At 69.2% G+C, this 19,468-nt stretch carries 12 protein-coding genes; 6 read left to right on the plus strand and 6 right to left on the minus strand.

Features of this window, described 5'->3' with window-relative positions:
- Positions 1-225: 225 nt before the first annotated feature.
- Positions 226-3,075: an excinuclease ABC subunit UvrA gene (gene uvrA / locus ACYVO6_RS14645; protein ID WP_461061158.1), complete on the plus strand. Its 2,850-nt coding sequence runs from the start codon at positions 226-228 to the stop codon at positions 3,073-3,075.
- Positions 3,072-4,079 (plus strand): RNA polymerase sigma factor, encoded by a 1,008-nt coding sequence (locus ACYVO6_RS14650; RefSeq protein WP_461061160.1) that lies wholly within the window; start codon positions 3,072-3,074, stop codon positions 4,077-4,079. The genes uvrA and ACYVO6_RS14650 overlap by 4 nt, the downstream gene beginning before the upstream one ends.
- A 52-nt stretch (positions 4,080-4,131) precedes the next feature.
- Here the strand turns inward: ACYVO6_RS14650 and ACYVO6_RS14655 are convergent, their stop codons facing one another.
- Complete coding sequence (locus tag ACYVO6_RS14655) at positions 4,132-5,148, minus strand: LacI family DNA-binding transcriptional regulator (protein ID WP_461061161.1); 1,017 nt, start codon at positions 5,146-5,148, stop codon at positions 4,132-4,134.
- Between the two features lie 285 nt (positions 5,149-5,433).
- Between ACYVO6_RS14655 and ACYVO6_RS14660 the strand changes: the two genes are divergently transcribed.
- The 4 genes from ACYVO6_RS14660 (at position 5,434) to ACYVO6_RS14675 (ending at position 10,363) form a co-directional block, all read left to right on the plus strand.
- Entirely contained in the window at positions 5,434-6,747 is a 1,314-nt protein-coding gene (locus ACYVO6_RS14660; protein WP_461061163.1) for an extracellular solute-binding protein, read from the plus strand.
- Positions 6,748-6,866: 119 nt separating this feature from the next.
- Positions 6,867-7,856: a carbohydrate ABC transporter permease gene (locus ACYVO6_RS14665; RefSeq protein ID WP_461061397.1), complete on the plus strand. Its 990-nt coding sequence runs from the start codon at positions 6,867-6,869 to the stop codon at positions 7,854-7,856.
- A gap of 13 nt (positions 7,857-7,869) precedes the next feature.
- A complete protein-coding gene (locus ACYVO6_RS14670) occupies positions 7,870-8,811 on the plus strand; it encodes a carbohydrate ABC transporter permease (RefSeq protein WP_461061165.1) in 942 nt (313 codons plus the stop codon).
- Positions 8,812-8,902: 91 nt separating this feature from the next.
- The gene (locus tag ACYVO6_RS14675; protein WP_461061167.1) at positions 8,903-10,363 is read left to right on the plus strand and encodes a GH1 family beta-glucosidase; all 1,461 of its coding nucleotides are present in this window, start codon (positions 8,903-8,905) and stop codon (positions 10,361-10,363) included.
- Between the two features lie 411 nt (positions 10,364-10,774).
- Here the strand turns inward: ACYVO6_RS14675 and ACYVO6_RS14680 are convergent, their stop codons facing one another.
- The 5 genes from ACYVO6_RS14680 to ACYVO6_RS14700 all read right to left on the minus strand — a co-directional run bounded on the left by ACYVO6_RS14680 (position 10,775) and on the right by ACYVO6_RS14700 (position 19,420).
- Positions 10,775-13,888 (minus strand): alpha-N-acetylglucosaminidase, encoded by a 3,114-nt coding sequence (locus ACYVO6_RS14680; RefSeq protein WP_461061169.1) that lies wholly within the window; start codon positions 13,886-13,888, stop codon positions 10,775-10,777.
- Between the two features lie 75 nt (positions 13,889-13,963).
- Entirely contained in the window at positions 13,964-14,878 is a 915-nt protein-coding gene (locus ACYVO6_RS14685; RefSeq protein ID WP_461061171.1) for a beta-glucosidase, read from the minus strand.
- Entirely contained in the window at positions 14,875-15,819 is a 945-nt protein-coding gene (locus ACYVO6_RS14690; RefSeq protein ID WP_461061399.1) for a hypothetical protein, read from the minus strand. The genes ACYVO6_RS14685 and ACYVO6_RS14690 overlap by 4 nt, the downstream gene beginning before the upstream one ends.
- Positions 15,820-15,824: 5 nt before the next feature.
- The gene (locus ACYVO6_RS14695) at positions 15,825-17,273 is read right to left on the minus strand and encodes an alpha-L-fucosidase (protein WP_461061173.1); all 1,449 of its coding nucleotides are present in this window, start codon (positions 17,271-17,273) and stop codon (positions 15,825-15,827) included.
- A gap of 41 nt (positions 17,274-17,314) precedes the next feature.
- Positions 17,315-19,420, minus strand: coding sequence for a GDSL-type esterase/lipase family protein (locus tag ACYVO6_RS14700; protein ID WP_461061175.1), 2,106 nt, complete (start codon positions 19,418-19,420; stop codon positions 17,315-17,317).
- Between the last annotated feature and the right edge of the window lie 48 nt (positions 19,421-19,468).

Consider the following 19,468-nt stretch of genomic DNA (forward strand, 5'->3'; position numbering starts at 1 on the left):
GTCCACCCGCCGGTGGCTTGTCTCGGGGTGGCGGCGATGACGTAATTGCACACACGTCTGGAGAGAAGTCAAGCGCTATTCGTGCGCCTTCCGCATTCCGTCCGCCGAGATGTGTATTTCCGTGCTCACGCGGCCTCACCCCTTGTCAAGGGCGATATTCCCCACACCTGAACGACGCCGAACAGCGGCCCTAGCCAGTGATGTTGCGGTGTTACGGTGGGTCCCGTGAGAAATCGGATCGTCGTCAAAGGTGCCCGTCAGCACAATCTCCGTGACGTGTCCGTGGAACTACCCCGGGATGCGCTGATCGTATTCACGGGAGTATCCGGATCAGGAAAGTCAAGCCTGGCGTTCGACACCATATTCGCCGAAGGTCAGCGGCGTTATATCGAATCCCTCTCGGCATATGCACGGCAGTTTCTCGGGCAGCTCGACAAGCCCGATGTCGACGCCATCGAGGGACTGTCCCCGGCGATCGCCATCGACCAGAAGACGTCGAGCCGCAACCCGCGCTCCACGGTCGGCACCATCACCGAGGTCTACGACCACCTGCGGCTGCTCTACGCCCGGATCGGCCACCCCCACTGCCCCGAGTGCGGGGAGCCGGTCAGCCGGCAGACGCCGCAGCGGATCGTCGACCTGCTGCTGGACGAGGACGAGGGGACCCGCTTCCAGGTGCTGGCCCCGGTCGTCCGCGACCGCAAGGGCGAACATGCCGAGGTGTTCCGGCAGTTGTCCGCCGACGGGTTCAGCCGGGTCCGGGTGGACGGGACGGTCCTCGCGCTGGCCACGCCGCCCGCGCTCGACAAGCGCAAGAAGCACTCCATCGACGTGGTCGTGGACCGGCTGGCCGTCAAGCCGGGGGTACGACAGCGGCTGACGGAGTCCGTGGAGACCGCGCTGGGGCTCGGCGGCGGTGTCCTCCGGGTCGAGTTCGTGGATCGCGAACTCGGCTCCGCGGCCCGCGAGTTGGCCTTCTCCGAGGCGATGGCCTGCCCGCGCTCCCACGGCATCGGCCTGGAGTCGCTGGAGCCACGGCTGTTCTCCTTCAACGCGCCCTGGGGCGCCTGCCCCGCCTGCACCGGCCTCGGCTCGCGCATGGAGGTCGACCCCGCTCTCGTCGTACCGGACGACACCAAGTCGCTGGCGGCGGGCGCCATCGCGCCCTGGACCAACACCAGCGGCGCCGACTACTTCACCCGCCTGCTCGAAGCCCTGGCCACCGACGCCGGCTTCAGCACCGCCACCCCCTGGCGCGAACTCCCCGCCGACATACGGCAGATGGTGCTACACGGGGCGGAACGGCGGCTGCACCTCGCGTACCAGAACCGGTTCGGCCGTGAGCGCTCGCACCTGTCCCGCTACGAGGGCGTGATTCCGCATATTGAGCGCCGCTTTGCCGAGGGCGCCGAGTCCGGAGCGGCCAACCGGTTCGCCGGGTATATGCGCGAGGTGCCCTGCGCGGCCTGCGGGGGTGCCCGGCTCGCCCCGGGTGTCCTGGCGGTCACGGTCGGCGGCCGCAGTATCGCTCAGGTGGCTGCTTTGCCGCTCAACGAACTCGCCGATTTCATAAGGGCGTTGGAGCTGTTGGACAGCGAGCGGCGGATCGCCGAGGCCGTGCTGTCGGAGATCGGGGAGCGGCTGCGATTCCTGCTCGACGTAGGGCTCGACTACCTCTCGCTCGACCGGCCCGCCGCCTCCCTCTCGGGCGGGGAGGCGCAGCGGATCCGGCTGGCGACCCAGATCGGCGCCGGACTGACGGGTGTCCTGTACGTGCTCGACGAACCGTCCATCGGACTGCACCAGCGGGACAACCAACGGCTCATCGAGACGCTGAAGCGGCTGCGCGACCGCGGCAACACCGTGATCGTCGTCGAGCACGACGAGGAGACCCTGCGGGTCGCCGACTGGGTCGTGGACATCGGGCCCGGCGCCGGCACTCACGGCGGCCGGATCGTCTGCTCGGGCACCATGCAGGAACTGGCCGAACACCCCGAGTCCGTCACCGGCGCCTACCTCTCCGGGCGCCGTACGATCCCGCTGCCCGCGCAGCGCAGGAAGCCGAGCGAGGGGCGGGAGCTCACCGTGCACGCGGCGTCCGAGCACAACCTGCGCGACGTCACGGTGTCCTTCCCGCTCGGGGTCTTCACGGCGGTCACCGGCGTCTCCGGCTCCGGCAAGTCGACGCTCGTCAACGACATCCTGCACGCCTCCCTCGCCCAGCAGATCCACCGCGCGCACCAAGTGCCCGGCCGGCACCGCACCATCACCGGCATCGAGCACCTCGACAAAGTCGTCCAGGTCGACCAGTCGCCGATCGGCCGCAGCCCGCGCTCCAACCCGGCGACGTACACGGGCGTCTTCGACCATCTGCGCAAGCTGTTCGGGCAGACCCCGGAGGCGAAGGTGCGCGGCTACCAGCCCGGCCGGTTCTCCTTCAACGTCAAGGGCGGCCGCTGCGAGCACTGCTACGGCGACGGCACGATCAAGGTCGAGATGAACTTCCTCCCGGACGTGTACGTCCCGTGCGAGGTGTGCAAGGGCGCCCAGTACAACCGGGAAACCCTCGACGTGCGCTACAAGGGCCAGTCCATCGCGGACGTGCTCGCCATGACCGTCGCGGAGAGCGTGGACTTCTTCGACGGCCACCAGATCATCTCCCGGCATCTGCGGACTCTGGACGACGTGGGGCTGGGCTATGTGAAGCTCGGCCAGGCGGCCACCACTCTCTCCGGTGGCGAGGCACAGCGCGTCAAGCTCGCCGCCGAACTCCAGCGCCGTACCCGCGGACGCACCCTCTACGTCCTCGACGAACCCACCACCGGCCTCCACGCCGCCGACGTCGACCGGCTGCTCACGGCGCTGCAACGACTGGTCGACGGCGGCGACACGGTCGTCGTCATCGAGCACAACCTCGACGTGATCAAGACGGCCGACTGGCTGATCGACATGGGACCGGAAGGCGGCCTGCGGGGCGGTGCGATCGTCGCCGAGGGCACCCCGGAACAGGTCGCGGCCGAGCCCCGGTCGCACACCGGACGGTTCCTCAACTCCCTGCTGGAGCAGCCCAGGTGAACGCCACGGACATACAGGACCCGGAGGAACTCCTGCTCGCGCAGTACGACGAGACCGACGCCCCCGCGCCCCGGCTCCCCTCCGACAGCGGCACGGTCGACCAGGTGAAGGACTACCTGCGGCTCATCGCCAAGGTCCGGCTGCTGACCGCCGAACAGGAGGTGGACCTGGGCAAGCGCATCGAAGCCGGGCTCTACGCCGAGTACCTCCTCACCGAAGAACCCGGCCTGGACCCGCACTTCCGCCGGGAACTGTCCCTCCTCGCCGACGACGGCCGCCGCGCGAAGAACCACCTCACCGAGGCCAACCTCCGCCTGGTGGTCTCGGTCGCCAAGCGCTACACCGGACGCGGACTGCACTTCCTGGACCTGATCCAGGAAGGCAACACCGGGCTGATCAGGGCCGTGGAGAAGTTCGACTACACGAAGGGTTTCAAGTTCTCCACATACGCGACCTGGTGGATCAAACAGGCGGTCACCCGGGCCCTGGCCGACCAGAGCCGCACCATCCGCATCCCGGTCCACACTGTGGAGATCATCAACCGCGTGGCACGGGTCCGCCGCGAACTGCTCCACGACACCGGGCAAGAGCCCACCCCGGAGGAAGTGGCCGAGAAGGCGGAGATCCCGGTGGAGCGCCTCACCGAACTCAACGCCTACACCAAGGACCCCGTCTCCCTGGACATCACCCTGTCCGATGACGGTGACACCGAGTTCGGCGACCTCATCATGGACAGCGACTCGCCCTCCCCCTGGGAGATGGTCACCTTCGGCCTCCTCCAGCAAGCCATCCAGACCATCCTGGCGGAGATGACCCAGCGCGAGGCCGGGATCATCTCCCTGCGCTACGGCCTCTTCGGAGGCCACCCGCGGACCCTGGAGGAGATCGGACAGATCTACGGCGTCACCCGCGAACGCATCCGCCAGATCGAAGCGAAGACGATGAGCAAGCTCCGCCATCCCTCACGGTCGCACGTGCTGCGGGACTACCTCGCGGACGAGTGACTGCTGGAGCGTACGCAGACCACCCCCGTGCTGCGGCCGGTCAGGCATGGGCTCATGACGATTCGCGTACGACGAGCTCGGTGGGAAGCGTGACGTGCCGACGCGGTTCCTCGGGATTGCCGATCTCTTCCAGAAGGATGTGGGCGATCATGCTGCCGATCTCCTCGACGGGCTGACGCACGGTGCTGAGGGGCGGATTGCTGTGCCGGGCGATGATGGAGTCGTCGAATCCGACCACGGCCACGTCGTCGGGGACGCCCCTCCCTTGCCTGCGCAGCTCCGCCAGCGCTCCCGCCGCCATGACGTCCGAGGCGACGAACACGGCGTCGAGTTCGGGGACTTGTTCAAGGAGTGAACGCATCGCGGCCCCGCCGCCCTCCTCGGTGAAGTCGCCCGAGGCCACGAGTCGGTCCGTGTCGTCGTGGCCCGCCTTCTCGAGGGCCTCGCGCCAGCCCTGGAGCCTGCTGCGCGCTACGTCCATGTCGAGCGGTCCGCTGATGGTGGCGACGGTCCGCCGCCCCCGCGTGAGGAGGTGGCTGACGGCCGTTGCGGCCCCGCCCGCGTTGTCGGAGTGCACATGGCTGAGTGACTCGTCGGGGGAGCGGCGCCCGGCGAGCACCGTGGGCAGCCCCATGTCCTCCAGCAGCCCCGGCAGCGGATCGTGCTCGTGCACCGAGACCAGGAGCACCCCGTCGACACGCCGCTCCGCCACCGAATCGGTGAGCTGGTCCCGCTCGGCCTGGTCGCGTACGAGCACCAGCTGGAGCTGTGTCCGGGTCTTCGCGAGGGCGGTGCTGACCCCGCGGATGACCGCCGAGAAGTAGGGCTCCGAGCCCAGTCTGCTCTCCGACTCGGGGATCACCAGGGCCACGGAGTTCGTCCTGTTCGTCACCAGCCCGCGGGCAACCGAGTTCGGTACATAGTTCAGCTCGGCGATGGCGGCGAGCACGGCGGCCCTGGCCTTCTCACTGACGAGCTCGGAGCCGTTGATGACTCGTGAAACCGTGGTGCGTCCGACACCGGCGCGCGCGGCCACGGTCTTGATGGTCGGGCGTTGTCTGCCCCCCATGACGCCTCCCTCGCTTCTGCGCTGCCCGGACGGCTCTCACCTGCGCGCATTGTGCCAGACGGTCGCAGAGCGTCCGCAGGGTCCGAGGGCGGTCCAGGACATCTTCCCGCAACGATGTGGCTTCGACTTCTTGACAGACGCCTCTCGTGGCGGCGAGGCTGCGGGCTCCCGAGTGGGTACGTTCCCATCGTCGTTTGGGAACGTACCCACCGGACAAATCGTGCCTACGGAGCGGACCGTGGGGCTCGAACTCCGGTGCGTCAGCGCCGCCGCTAGGAGGACGAAATGAACAAGTTCCGAAGGAAGTTGCGTACGAGAGTCGTGGCCGCCGTGTCGGCTGCGTCGGCTCTCGGTCTGGTCGTGGGCTGCGGGGGCAGCAGCGACGGGGGGACCGGTGGGGGGAAGAAGGACGGCAAGGTCACCATCACCATGGGGCTGTTCGGCGTCATGGGCTTCAAGGAGACCGGTCTGCTCGAGAAGTACATGAAGGAAAACCCGAACGTCGTCATCAAGGCGGACGTCGCGGGCGACGAGCAGACCTACTACACCGCCCTGCAGACCCACTTGGCCGCCGGCAGCGGGCTGAAGGACATCCAGGGCATAGAGATTGGTAGGGCCAAGGAACTGTCCGACACCCAGAAGGACAAGTTCGTCGATCTGGCCGGCGTGGCCGGGACGGATCACTTCCTTCCGTGGAAGCAGAGCCAGGTCACCACCGCGGACAAGAAGGTCATCGGCCTCGGCACCGACATCGGCCCGATGGCGGTCTGCTACCGCAAGGACCTCTTCGAGCAGGCCGGCCTGCCCACCGACCGCGACGAGGTCGCCAAGCTGTGGGAGGGCGACTGGTCGAAGTACGTCGACGCGGGCAAGCGGTTCAAGGAGAAGTCGAAGGACGACAAGGTCGCCTTCATGGACAGCTCCAGCGGGCTGTTCAACGCCATGATCTACGGCGACTCCCAGCAGTTCTACGACAAGAAGGGCGAGCTGATCTACGCCACCAACCCTGTCGTGAAGGACGCGTGGAAGCTGGCCTCCGAGGCGGCCACGTCCGATCTGACCGCGAAGCTCCGCCAGTTCCAGCCCGGTTGGGACCCCGGTCTGGCCAACAGCACCTTCGCCAGCACCGTCTGCCCGGCGTGGATGCTCGCCCACATCAGCGAGAAGGCGGGCCCGAAGAACAAGGGCAAGTGGGACGTCGCCAAGGCGCCCAAGGGCGCCAACTGGGGTGGAGCGTTCCTCGGCGTGATGGAGAAGAGCCCCGTCAAGAAGGAGGCGCAGGAGCTCGTGGCCTGGCTCACCGCCCCTGAGCAGCAGGCCTACCTCTTCAAGGAGATCGGCAACTTCCCCTCGTCGCAGACCGCGTTGGAGACACCCGAAGTGGTCGATGCCAAGTCGGACTACTTCAGCGGCGCGCCCATCGGGCAGATCTTCGGCGCCGCGGCCCAGGAGATCCCCGACGAGCAGGTGCTCGGCCGCAAGGACGGCACCATCAAGGACATCTTCTCGCAGGGCCTGACCTTGATCGAGGCGCAGAACAAGAGCCCGAACGAGGCATGGAAGACCACTGACACGCGCATCGAGAAGGCCGCCGGCTGACCTCGGGCCCCGTCCGTCGCCCATCTCCGTAGCCGCCCGGCGCCCCACGCACGGCCCGTGTGGGCCGCCGGGCCCTGCTCGCCTCCCTCACCCTCCAGGAAGGACACCTTCCGGTGGCCATCTCCACCTCGACACCCCAAGACGGTGCGCCCGGCACCGCCCCGCCGGCCGGGACCGGCACCGGCGGGGACGGTCAGCGGCGCCGTACGCTGCTGCACCGCCTCGACGTCCGGGGAGCGCCGTACGCCTTCGTTGCCCCGTTCTTCGTCGTCTTCGCCGCCTTCAGCTTCTACCCGCTCATCTACACCTCGTGGATCTCGCTGCACCGCGTCGAACTGTCGACCCTGAACCTCATGGAGTGGGTCGGCTTCGACAACTACACGGCGCTGTGGGACGACGAGCGCTTCTGGAACGCGCTGTTCAACACCTTCACCATCGGCGTCCTGTCGACCGTGCCGCAGCTGCTGATGGCGCTCGGGCTGGCGCACCTGCTCAACTACCGGCTGCGCGGCTCGACGTTCTTCCGCGTCGCTGCCCTGACGCCGTACGCCACGTCGGTCGGTGCCGCGGCCCTCGTGTTCACGATGCTCTTCGAACGCGACTTCGGCATGATCAACTGGGTGTTGAGCCTGATCGGTGTCGACAACATCGACTGGGAGAACAACAAGTGGGCCGCGCAGACGGCGATTTCCTCGATCGTCATCTGGCGCTGGACCGGCTACAACGCCCTGCTCTACCTCGCCGCGATGCAGGCGATCCCGCGCGACCGCTACGAGGCCGCGGCCATCGACGGCGCCTCGCGGTGGCAGCAGTTCCTGAAGGTCACCGTCCCCGGCATCCGCTCCACCATCGTGTTCACCATCGTCCTGTCCACGATCGGCGCCACCCAGCTCTTCGGTGAGCCCCTGATCTTCGGCCAGGGTCCGAACGGCATCACCGGGGGAGCGGACAACCAGTACCAGACGCTGGGTCTGCTGCTGTACGAGGAGGGCTGGAAGAACTACCAGATGGGCCGGGCCGCCACGGTCGCCTGGGCGATGTTCCTGCTGCTCATCGTCGTGTTCATCGTCCAACGAGTCGTCAAGCGCGTCCTGGCGCGCAAGGCCTGACCGGGAGGTTTCCATGACCACAGACAGCATCCCGGTCCAGACGGCGGACACGCGCCCCGGGGTCGCGAAGAAGGCCCGGAAGGACACCCCGTCCGGCGGACGGCGCCGCCAACTGTTCCGGCACCCGGGTGCCGGACGTCAGCACCACGCGGGTCCCGTCGCCTACATCCTGCTGGGGATCGCGGCCCTGTTCTCACTGTTCCCGCTCTACTGGACGATGGTGGCGGCGTCGACCGACAACACGCGCGTCACCCAGACGCCTCCGCCGTTCCTGCCGGGACCCCACCTCCTGGAGAACCTCGGCAAGGCCTGGCAGGACGCCGCGCTGGGCAAGGCCATGCTCAACAGCCTGATCGTGGCGGGTGTGATCGCCCTGTCCACGGTGCTGTTCGCCACCCTCGCCGGCTTCGCGTTCGCCAAACTCCGCTTCAAGGGCCGCAACATCCTGCTGATGCTCGTGATCGGCACGATGATGGTGCCGCCCCAACTCGGCGTCGTACCACTGTTCATGATGATGACGGAACTGGGCTGGGGCCAGAAGCTGCCCGCGGTCATCTTCCCCACGCTCGTCAGCGCCGTCGGCGTGTTCTTCATGCGGCAGTACCTGTCCGAGGCGCTGCCCGACGAACTCGTCGAGGCCGGGCGGGTGGATGGTGCGCACTCCCTGCGCATCTTCTGGAGCATCGTGCTGCCGATCGCCCGGCCTCCCATGGCCGTACTGTTCATGATCACGTTCGTACACGCCTGGAACGACTTCTTCTGGCCCTTCATCGTGCTCGACATGACCAATCCGACGGTCCCCGTCGCCCTCACCCAGCTCAGCGCGGGATACGTGCGCGACCAGTCGCTGATCATGGCGGGCGCGCTGCTCGGCACGCTGCCCCTGCTCGCCCTGTTCGTCGTCTTCGGCCGTCAGATCGTCGGCGGAATCATGCAGGGAGCGGTCAAGGGGTGAGCGCCCCGCCGTCCCCCCGCTGCCGCGGCCCTTCGACGCCCGCCACCCCACTTCGCCGCCTCCGCCCCGCAGTACATCTGGAAGGACCCACGTGACCACCGCAACCCGACGCGTCGCGCCCGCCCCGGAGAACACCACCGCCATCAGATTCCCGCAAGGATTCACCTGGGGCACGGCGACCGCCGCGTACCAGATCGAGGGTGCCGCCTCCGTGGACGGACGCACTCCTTCGATCTGGGACACCTACTCGCACACGCCCGGCAGGGTGCGCAACGGCGACACCGGTGACGTCGCCACCGACCATTACCACCGCTGGCGCGAGGACGTCGAGATCATGGCCGACCTCGGAGTGAGCGCCTACCGGTTCTCCCTGTCGTGGCCGCGCGTGCAGCCGACCGGCCGCGGCCCGGCCGTCGAAAAGGGGCTCGACTTCTATCGCGCCCTGACCGACGCACTGCTGGAAAAGGGCATCGAACCGGTCGTCACGCTGTACCACTGGGACCTGCCCCAGGAGCTGGAAGATGCCGGCGGCTGGCCGGAGCGCGCCACCGCCGACCGGTTCGCCGACTACGCGGCCCTGGCAGCACATGCGCTGGGGGACCGGGTGAAGACCTGGATCACCCTCAACGAGCCCTGGTGCAGCGCCTTCCTCGGATACGGCTCGGGTGTCCACGCGCCCGGACGCACCGACCCGGTCGCGGCCCTGCGCGCGGCGCACCACCTCAACCTCGCCCACGGCAAGGCCGTTCAGGCGCTGCGCGCCGAACTGCCCGCCCGCGCGCAGGCGTCCATCACACTCAACATCCACCACGTCCGCGCGCTGACCGAGGCAGCCGAGGACCTCGACGCGGCCCGGCGGATCGACGCACTGGCCAACCGCGTCTTCACCGGCCCTCTGCTCGAAGGCCAATACCCTCAGGACCTCCTCCAGGACACGGCGAGCCTGACCGACTGGTCCTTCGTACGGGACGGCGACACCGCCACGATCCACCAGCCGCTGGACTTCCTGGGCGTCAACTACTACACACCCACGCTCGTTTCCGCCACCGGCGGCGAGGCCAGCCACGGCTCCGACGGCCACGGGGCGAGCGAGCACAGCCCCTGGCCGGGCGCCGACAACGTCGCCTTCCACCGGCCGCCGGGCAGCACCACCGCGATGGGCTGGGCGGTCGACCCCAGCGGCCTGTACGACCTGCTGACGCGACTCAAGGCAGACTTCCCCGCGATGCCTCTGATGATCACCGAGAACGGGGCCGCGTTCGACGACTACGTGAACCCGGAGGGCGAGGTGGCCGACCCCGAACGCATCGCCTACCTCCACGGCCACCTGTCGGCCGTGCACCGGGCGATCGTGGCCGGCGTCGACGTCCGGGGCTACTTCCTGTGGTCTCTGCTGGACAACTTCGAGTGGGGCTACGGCTACAGCAAACGCTTCGGTGCCGTCTACGTCGACTACCCGACCGGCAAGCGCATCCCCAAGGCCAGCGCGCGGTGGTACGCCGACGTGGCCCGCACCGGCACCTTGCCGGAGGGGAGCGGCGGGAACCCTTGAGCAAGGGAGAGAGCCGGACGGTCGGCCGGTCCGCTGGGGGGACCTCGCCACCAGTCCCATGACGACAGCTTTCACGGGGGGCCTGCCGCTGGTCCCGGGGTCACGTCCGCGGACGTGACCCCGACGTGGGTTGAACACAGTGATGTAGAGGTCCTGTAATGCCTCTGCGGTCCAGCGCTGCCAGTCCGGGCAGTCGCTGATACCGCCAGACGAACGTCTGACACAGTCTCTGAACCAGCGCGGGGCACGGGGTCCTGTGACCACTGGTGGCAAGACCCCGCTTGGCAGGGGTCGGCAGAGGCGTGATCGTGCTGTGCCGGTGTCGTCCGGCAGGGCCGGGCCGTCGTCTCGTAGCCGAGCTTCCGGGCTACCGCCTCGGCGTGCTGACCGCGGCCGTCGCAGTCACAGAGATCACGCCACCGTGAATCCGTCGAACGTGGCGATGCCCCGTGCGCCGTTCCAGCCGTTGGCCGCGGTCATGAAGACCCCGACGTCCTGTGCGGCCGCCGCGCCTCCCGGCGTGGCCGTGCCCAACATCGTCCAGGTGACGCCGTCCGCGCTGGCTTCCCCGATGTACGAGGCGCCGGACCTGGTCAGCCGCAGCCGCACCGGCGCGGTGAAGGAGCCCGACAGCGCGATCGAGTCGAAACCGCCGTCACCGTCGGCGTCCCAGCTCAGCGCGCAGCCGTTGGACGGCGTGACCGCCAGGTTCACATAGCCCGCGTCGGCCTGAGTGCCCAGGTCGTTGCGGACGACGAGGCCCGCCCGTGCCCAGCCCCCGGTCGCGTCCTGGGACGTGACCATGACCTCGGCCACGGTTCCGTCGCCGTACGCGCCCGCCCGGTACACCGCCCCGAACTCGTTGGTGGCGCCCCACAGGTCGGCCCCGGCGCCCTCGACAGCGATCTCGTCGCCGGCCTGGCCGAACACGGCGTCGTTGTAGGTGACCGTGCGGTACGGGTCGCCGACCCCGGCCGCGGCCACCAGCCGTACCGGCGCGACCGCCTTCCCGCCGCCCGCGTACGCCGCCGCCGCGACGACCTGGGCGACCAGTTCCGTCGGCTCACCCGCAAGAGAGACCTCGAAGCGAGCGGCGAACGTCTCGCCGGACGCCACCGACTCGGTGCGCACCGGATCGAGCGGCTTCACCGCCATGCCCTCGGGGGCGGTGACGGAGAGGGTCACGCCGCGTGCCGCCGCGAACCCGTTCCTGTTGGTGAAGGTGACTGTCACCGTCGCGGGCGTGTCCTCGGCCACCGCTCCCCGGTCGGCCCCCGCGGTGAGGGCCGCCTGATGGGGAGTCGCGGCGAGCAGGTCGCGCACGCGGCGGGCCAGGGCGTACGGGGAGCCGTGGGGCTCGGTCGGGTGCGTCTCGTGCGCGTGAGCCCAGCGGTCCTCCAGGGCGAACCAGTCGATCGTCGCCGGGTCCTTTCCCGTGGCGAGTCCCGTGGCGAGCGCGTCGAAGTACGTCTTCCACCGGGTGCGGTACAGGCCGCCGACCAGCCCGGACCACTCCCGGTTCGCGTAGTCGTGCAGGCCCTCGTCGCTGCTGGCGCGTCCGCCCCAGGTGGTGAGGAGAGAGCGGGCGTCGTATTCCAGGCGGTCCTTCTCGGTACGGTCGGCGCCCCAGGAGCGTGCGTCGGCAAGCCACCGCCCGAGCAGGTGCGGGCCGGAGGCCGCCAGCAGGTCGTCGAGGAGGTTCATCCAGTACAGCCAGGTCCCGGTCAGCCTGCCGAACAGGGCCCTTTCCCCGGCCTCGTACGCGGCCTTGATCTGCGGCAGCAGGACACGGCTGCGGTTGGACAGGACCTGCCGGGCCACGTCGACGACGTCGTACCGGTAGGCCGAGCTGTCTCTCAACTCCGCGCGTACAGCAAGGAGTTCGGTGAGTGCGGTGTCGAAGGCGGTGGTGTCGTAGCGGTCCTTCTCCGGGCCCCAGGCGGCGGCCTTGTTCGCCGTCAGGCTTGGACGGGCGCCGAACAGGCCGTCGGGTGCCTCGCTCCAGGAGTCCGCGCGGGACATGTTGTACGCGGTGTCGCGGATCGTCTGCCAGGCTGCGGCGGCGTGCCGGTCGGGGCCGCCGTAGCGGGAGAGGGCGTAGGCGGCGAACCAGTCGTCCAGGTCGATGACGCCGGGTGTCCAGGCCAGGTCGGTGAGGAGGGCGAGGGCGGGTGCGTTGTTGTCGGCGGCCTCCGGCATCGCCGCGATACCGGCGAGCGCGCTGCCTTCCTTGTCACGCCACTTGGGGTACTGCTCCACCCAGTCCGGGGCGTTGGCGCCCATCGGGGTGTGGCCGCCGAAGTTCCAGATGCTGCCGAAGGCGTACGGGGTGCCGTCCCAGTCGCTCTCCCGGTCCGTGACGGTGGTGTAGCGGTCGGACAGGCCGTCCACGATCAGCATCCGGGACTTGTCGACGCCGTCGAGAAGCGCCTTCGACGGGTTGGACTGCCAGCCCAGGATGGCCCAGATCGCGCCCGGGTGAGTTTTCTGGAGCGCCCCTTCGACGGCTGCCGCGGCCTCGTCCACCGGGACGTCACCAGGGTTGCCGCCCTCGTGCAGCAGGTCCATCTTGTACATCGTGCTGTCGCCGAACCGCTCCGATTGGGCCCGGTAGAAGGCGGCGGACACCTCGGCGAAGGCCGTCGTGCGCGGGTCGAGCCAGTCGGGCCGTTTGAAGGCTCCCCAGTCGCCCTGGGGCACCACGGCCGCATCCCCGCCGTGCTTCGCGACGAAGTCGTCCGGCACAGTACCGAAGTAGCCGGGCAGGACCGGGGTCATGCCCAGTTCCCGTACCCGGTCGGCGATCTTCCGCGCGAGGTCGGCCCGGCGCTCGATGAGCCGCCGGGACACCGGGCCGCCGAACCCCGACATGTTCTGCAGCAACCACCACGGCTGATGGGCCGGTGCCGGAATCCACGCCCGCATTTCGGCGTCCGAGTAGCCGAACTGCCTGAAGGCGTCGTAGTAGACGGCATCGCCGCCGGTGTAGACCAGCACCCTGTTGATGCCGTGCAGCGCGAGCACGTCCAGCTCGCGCTCCCACGCGTCCCAGTCCCGGTAGGGGCCGGTGTAGCCGTCGTTGGTGTCGTTGAGGGCGAACCGGTGCGGCACATTCGCCGATCCGGCGATCTCCCCGTCGGGGGCGGGCAGCAATCTGGGGAGGTTCAGCTGTTCGCCGTTCCAGGAGATGTCGGCCTTCGCCGCCCGCGCGAGATAGGTGTTGAGGCCGGTGAGCAGCACCGCCGGGCTGGTGCCCTCCACGGTGATCGCCCCGGCCCGGCCGGTGACCCTGAACCGGTCGGCACTGCCGGCGTCCAGCGCGCGCAGCGTCACCTGCCGGTGGTGGTCGGGCAGCAGCCGTCGTAGCGCGACCGATGCGGGGATCGTGTTGAACGGCTTGTCGGCCTTGTCCGCGGCCCCTGGGGCGGCGTGGGCACCTGGCTGCGGGGTCAGCAGCACCACTCCGCCGAACGCGGTCGCTCCGGTCAGCAGGCGTCTGCGGCTGAGGGGTTGATTGCCTGTCATGAACGTCCTCTCAGAACTTTTCGGATCTTCCGAGCCGCGGTGCGATGTGGTGGTCGCACCGCACCGCGGCTCGGTTCAGGCGACGGTCATCGCGAAGATGTGCAGAGCGGGAACACCGCTCGTCAGGCCGTCGCTGACCTTCGGCAGCACGACGGAGTGCAGTTCCTTGTCCTCCAGCTCGACGCCGAAGGCGAAGAGGCTGACCGGGTTCCTGTCCTGGCCCGAGGGGGTGTTGCGGTACGGCAGTACCACCGCGGCCTCGGGGTTCGCCGAGTACCAGTCGGAGACCTCGACGGAGAAGGCCTGCTCTGTACCGTCCGCGTACACGACCCTCCCCGGCCCCTTGCCGTCGCCCCAGGTGCAGGTGCCGAGGAAGGCCAGCCGCGAGCCGGTGCCGGACAGCCGCACGGTCTGCCCGGAGGACACCACGTTGTCCTTGGCCCCGGGCTCGGTGTCCGGCCAGGTGAAGGTCGTCCCGCCGTACGTGACCGAGGCTCCGCGAGTCAGTCCGACCGATGCCAGCGCCTCGGCGGACAGGCTGGAACGTGAGGCGTCGATGTCGGCGGTGGTGGTGGCGTCGTCGGAGGAGATGCCGGCGTTGTCGAAGGAACTGGCCAGCGACCTGTACGGCAGCAGCAGCCGCGAGGTGGTGCGAGTGCAGTCGGACCCGTCCTCGTGCACGTCGAAGAGCGCGTGGGCGGTGAGCTCGATCCGGCCCTCGACGTCGTCGGGGAGCCGGGTCCGCCAGCTGCGGGTGACCGACCGTCCGGGCGCGATGCCGCCCAGGCCGTCCGACTCCGCGAGGTCGCCCACGGCGAGGTAGAGAACGGTGCCGCGCAGGGTGATGCCGGTGGTGTTCTTGAGGGTGGCGGTCAGGGTCACGTCCTGGCCCGGCCCGGGGGTGGCCGGGATGACGGTGAGGGAGACGGGAGGCGGGAGGAAGTCCTGTTCGGGGCGGTAGGCGGCCTGGGCGAGGCGATGGGTTGTCATCTCGTCTCCACTGAGAAGTGGTCGAACACGGCCTGCACGGTGGTGCCGGGGTAGTTGAGGTTCACGGCGCTCGCCACCACGCCGGCGTCCAGGGCGCCGCTCGAGGAGGGGACGTTCACGCTCGCGATCTCGGTCCAGGAAAGGCCGTTGTTGGTGCTGGAGTACGCGGTGCAGGTGGTGCCGTCGCGGACCATGCGCAGCCAGGCGGGGTGGGTGGAGCCGCCGCCACCGGCCCAGGTGTCGAGCCGTCCGTCGCCGTCGCTGTCGGTCATGAACTCCAGGCCGAACGACTTCGACATGGTGAGTACGGCGTAGCCGCCCTTCTCCGGGGCGGTGAGGTCGCTGGCGACTGCGATGCCGTACTTGGCGGTGGGGTTGTCGCTGCCGGTGAGGCTGACCGTCTTGACCTGCACCACGCTCGCCTCGGCGGCGGAGCCGGGACGGAGGATGCCCCCCTTCTCGTCGGTGCCGCCGGAGAAGTCGCGGCCGCCCGCCCAGATCACCAGCTGGCTGCCGTACTGGCCGAACTCGGCGTCGTCGGTGGTGGCGAACGTCCGGTACGGGTCCCGCACCTCATTGGGCTCGTAGGGCACCGTGACCGTCTTCGCGGACCGCGCGCAGTCGCTGCTGCGCCCGTCGACGTCGAAGACCACGTGCGCGGTGAACGACACGTTCCCGGCCACGTCGGCCGGCATCGCCGTCTCCCAGCGCCGGGTTGTCCTCGCGCCGCGCCGCAGGTCGCCGAGCGGGATGGTCCTCGCCGCCGTGGTGGCGCCGGGGTCTATCAGGTGGAGCACGGCGTTGCGGAGCGGGAACGGGCAGTCGTTGGTGAGGACCGCTGTGGCGGTGACCGTGTCACCGCCGGCCGGCTCGGCCGGCTGCGTGGTGACGGTGAGGGTGGGGCCCAGGGTGTCGAACTGGGTGCCGTTACGGATTCCCATGCCGGTCACCGGGCCCAGTCGACGGTGAAGACGTTGGCGATGTCGCTGGGCAGGGAGGACGGGACGGTGATGTTGATCTTTCCGTCACCGCGGGTCCACCTCAGACTGCCGCTCGTGCCGAGCAGCCGGATCCGGGACGTGGCGCTGATGGGGATGTCGCCGGGCACCGAGAGGGTGCCACTGGGCGCGCCCAGCACGATGATGTTGAACTTGCCCGGCGAGACGGTGTAGCGGATGCCGAGCGAGCCGCCCTCCTCCTCCGCCCGCACCCAGGGCGTCGACCCGTAGATCGCCGGGCCGTTGACCTTCAGCCAGGCGCCGATGTCCCGCAGCCGCTCCCGCATGATCTCGGGGATCGTGCCGTCCGGCCTGGGACCTATGTTGAGCAGCAGGTTGCCGTTCTTGCTGACCACGTCGGCGAGCAGCTGGATCAGGAACTCGGAGGTCTTGTAGTCCTCGTCCAGCTCGTGCTTGTTGTAGCCCCAGGAGTAGCCCATGGTGATGCAGCACTCCCACTTCTGCGGATCCATGGTGGGGTTGGTGCGCTGCTCGTACGTCGCGAAGTCGAAGTGCGTGTCGAAGCGGTCGTTGACCACGACTCCCTTGGGCCTGCGACGGTTCTTGGCCTGGTTGTAGTAGTGGGCGAGGGGTTCTTCGCTGCGCCACGGCGGTTCGCCCGTCGGCCGGAACCACTGGCCGTCCGCCCAGAGCAGCTCCGGGTCGTAGCGGTCGACGATCTCGTACAGCTGCTTGAGTTCGTAGTCGCCGATGTAGTCCTGGACCGGCTTGTAGCCGACCATCGGGATCTCTTCGTCGGTGTAGAAGTTCTTCATCGGCCGGCCGATCGACGGGTTGAAGAACTCGCCGAGCGAGTAGTACAGGCCGGGCCGTACGGTGCCGCGCTTGCGGGCCGCGGTCATCAGCTCGCCGACCAGGTCGCGCTTCGGGCCGTACTCGACCGAGTGCCGGTCGGTGAACTCGCTGGGGTACAGGGCGAATCCGTCGTGGTGCTTGCTGGTCAGCGCGAAGTACTCGGCGCCCGCCTGCTCGAACAGCTTCACCCAGGAGTCCGGGTCGTAGTTCTCCGCCGTGAACTGCGGGATGAAGTCGTCGTAGACGAAATCCTGGCCGTAGGTGTCGCGGTGATACCTCCACTCAGCGGTGTCCTTGTAGCTCTGGTACCAGAGGTACCACTCGGCGGCGATGTGCCGTCCGGAGCCGGCGGGCACCGAGTAGACGCCCCAGTGAATGAAGATGCCGAACTTGGCGTCCTTGTACCAGCGCGGCACCGGGTGGGTGTCCAGGGATGCCTTGGTGGGCTGGTAGTCGGGAACGCCCGAGGCGCCGGGCGTCGCACCTCGGGCGAGGGCCTGGGCGGTGCCGGGCGGGGCGAGCAGTACCGCGCCGCCGAGGGCGGCCGCGGTGGTCATGAAGTGTCTGCGGTCGACTGCCATGAACGTGCCTCTCACTCGTGGGTGGAGAACTCGTGGGTGGATCACGCGTGCGTGGAGAAGGAGTCGAAGAGTGCTGTCGTGGTCTGGCCGGGGTAATTGAGGTTGACGGCGCTCGCGACCAGCCCGGCGTCGCCGGTGCCGCTCGCGGACGGCACGGTGGCGGTGGTGATCTGCTGCCAGGCGGTGCCGTCGGGGCTGGCGTACGCGGTGTAGGCAGTGCCGTCACGGACGAGCTTCAGCCAGGCGGGATGGTACGAACTGCCGCCACCCGCCCAGGTGTCGAGCCTCCCGTCGCCGTCACTGTCGGTCAGGAACTCCAGGCCGTACTGCGCGGACATGGTGAGCACCGCGTAGCCGCCCGCCTCCGGTGCGGTGAAGTCGTTGGCGACGGCGATCCCTGCCTTGGCGGACGGGCCGCTGCCGGTCTGACCGGCGACCCGGGCGGTCACGGTGCCGGACGGCGGCGCGGCGTCGGCGAGGTAGACCGCCGCCTTCTCGTCCTTCCAGCCGGATAGGTCCTGGCCGCCTGCCCAGATGGCGAACTGGTCGCCGTTCTGCGCGTATTGAGCCTCCTCGGTGGTCGTGGCGGTCGTCAGATACGGCGCCCGCACCTCGGACGGAACGGGGGTCACCGTGGCGTCCACGCTGTCCGAGTCGTGCCGTGTGCGGCCGTCCTGAACGAAGGATGTGCGTACGCCGATCTCGTGGGTACCCCAGGCCGCGTCGGCCGCCGGGGTCACCGTCCAGGTGACGGTGGCGCTGTCGCCCGGCGCGAGGGAGCGGAAGCGTGCGCTGTCGGCCGGTTCGGCGGACCAGCCGTCGGGGACATCGAGGCGAGTGCTGACCTGAGTGACCGTTTTGGGGCCGGTGTTGGTGACGGTCGACGTGACCTCCGTACCGTCACCGCCGGCTTGCAGGGTCGGCCGGTACGGGGTGAGCCGGACGCGGGCCGAGGGGCAGTCGCGGGCCGCCCCGAGCGTGGTGAGGTCGACCGCGTCGGCGAACGCCTTCATCCCGGTGTCGTTCGGGTGCAGATGGTCACCGGAGTCGAACGCGGGGGCGTAGCGCGTGGGGTCGGCCGGATCCCGTACCGCCTTGTCGAAATCGGCGTAGTCGTCGAAGACTCCGCCGTCGCGTACGAATGTGTTGACCTTCTGCCGGTCGGCCTCCTTCGCCTCGGTCCACCAGTCGCCCCAGCCGCGATACGGGACGACGGTCGCGCCGATCACGCGCAGCCCGCGGGCGTGGGCGCGGCGCGCGATCTCCTTCATGCCGTCGATCACCTGATCGCCGGTGGCGCCGCCCCAGCTGAGGTCGTTGACGCCCTCGAACAGGAGCACCGTCCGGGCGCCCGGCTGCGACAGCACATCGCGTTCCAGCCGGTCCAGCGCCGACGGGTTGCCGTCGACACCGGCCGTGATCCGGTTGCCGCTGATGCCCTCGTTCAGCACTCCGGCGGTGGACGAACAGGCCGACAGCCGCCCCGCCAGATAGTCCGGCCAGCGCCGGTTGGCGTTGGCCGTGGAGGACGCCCCGTCGGTGATGGAGTCGCCGAGCGCTACCACGGCGCCCGCCGTGTCACCGCCCTGTACGTCGACACCTGTCAGGAACGGGAAGGTGGAGTCGGTCCTGGTGAAGGCGTCTCCGTCGGCGTCCGAGGCGTGGTCGCCGCCGCCGTCGGGCGTCCAGTAGACGGTCTGGAGGCCCATCCAGTGCTGGCTGATGTGGGTCAGCCGCCCCGGGAAATACAGGCTGACCACCAGGTCGCTGCGCGCGACCACAGGGAGCCGGACGGAATCGCTCACGGCCTGCTCCCCCGCGGCGATCGTCACCTCCTCCTTGCCGCCGAAGCGCAACTCGTACGGCTTCGCGACGGCCGAGCCGCCGTCACTGCGGCCCACGGTCGCGTGCCCGATCTTCACCGGCTCGGTGGTGAAGTCGTTGGTCAGGCGGATGCGTACGCTCGACCCGCCGGCGCTCACCCGCACGGGTATCCGTACGGTCACCTCCGAGGTGCCGGGGTCGTACGAGGCGTGCTGCGCGGTCGCCCAAGTGCCTGTCCACTCCCGCTGATCGGTCCCGGCCGCGGCCGGCGCCGCCGGAAGCAGAGCTGCCAAGGTGGCCGCCACGGCCGAGATGAGGGCCACGAGTCTTCGGTGTCCACGCGGGCGTCCAAGCGGTCCAAGCACAGGTCT

It is taken from the genome of Streptomyces pseudoechinosporeus, from assembly GCF_054783935.1.

Excerpts from the sequence above, each read along its gene's own strand:
- ACYVO6_RS14655 (WP_461061161.1), bottom strand. The coding sequence starts at position 5,148 with ATGGGGGGCAGACAACGCCCGACCATCAAGACCGTGGCCGCGCGCGCC.
- ACYVO6_RS14660 (WP_461061163.1), top strand. The coding sequence starts at position 5,434 with ATGAACAAGTTCCGAAGGAAGTTGCGTACGAGAGTCGTGGCCGCCGTG.
- ACYVO6_RS14670 (WP_461061165.1), top strand. The coding sequence starts at position 7,870 with ATGACCACAGACAGCATCCCGGTCCAGACGGCGGACACGCGCCCCGGG.
- ACYVO6_RS14680 (WP_461061169.1), bottom strand. The coding sequence starts at position 13,888 with ATGACAGGCAATCAACCCCTCAGCCGCAGACGCCTGCTGACCGGAGCG.
- ACYVO6_RS14685 (WP_461061171.1), bottom strand. The coding sequence starts at position 14,878 with ATGACAACCCATCGCCTCGCCCAGGCCGCCTACCGCCCCGAACAGGAC.
- ACYVO6_RS14690 (WP_461061399.1), bottom strand. The coding sequence starts at position 15,819 with ATGGGAATCCGTAACGGCACCCAGTTCGACACCCTGGGCCCCACCCTC.
- ACYVO6_RS14695 (WP_461061173.1), bottom strand. The coding sequence starts at position 17,273 with ATGGCAGTCGACCGCAGACACTTCATGACCACCGCGGCCGCCCTCGGC.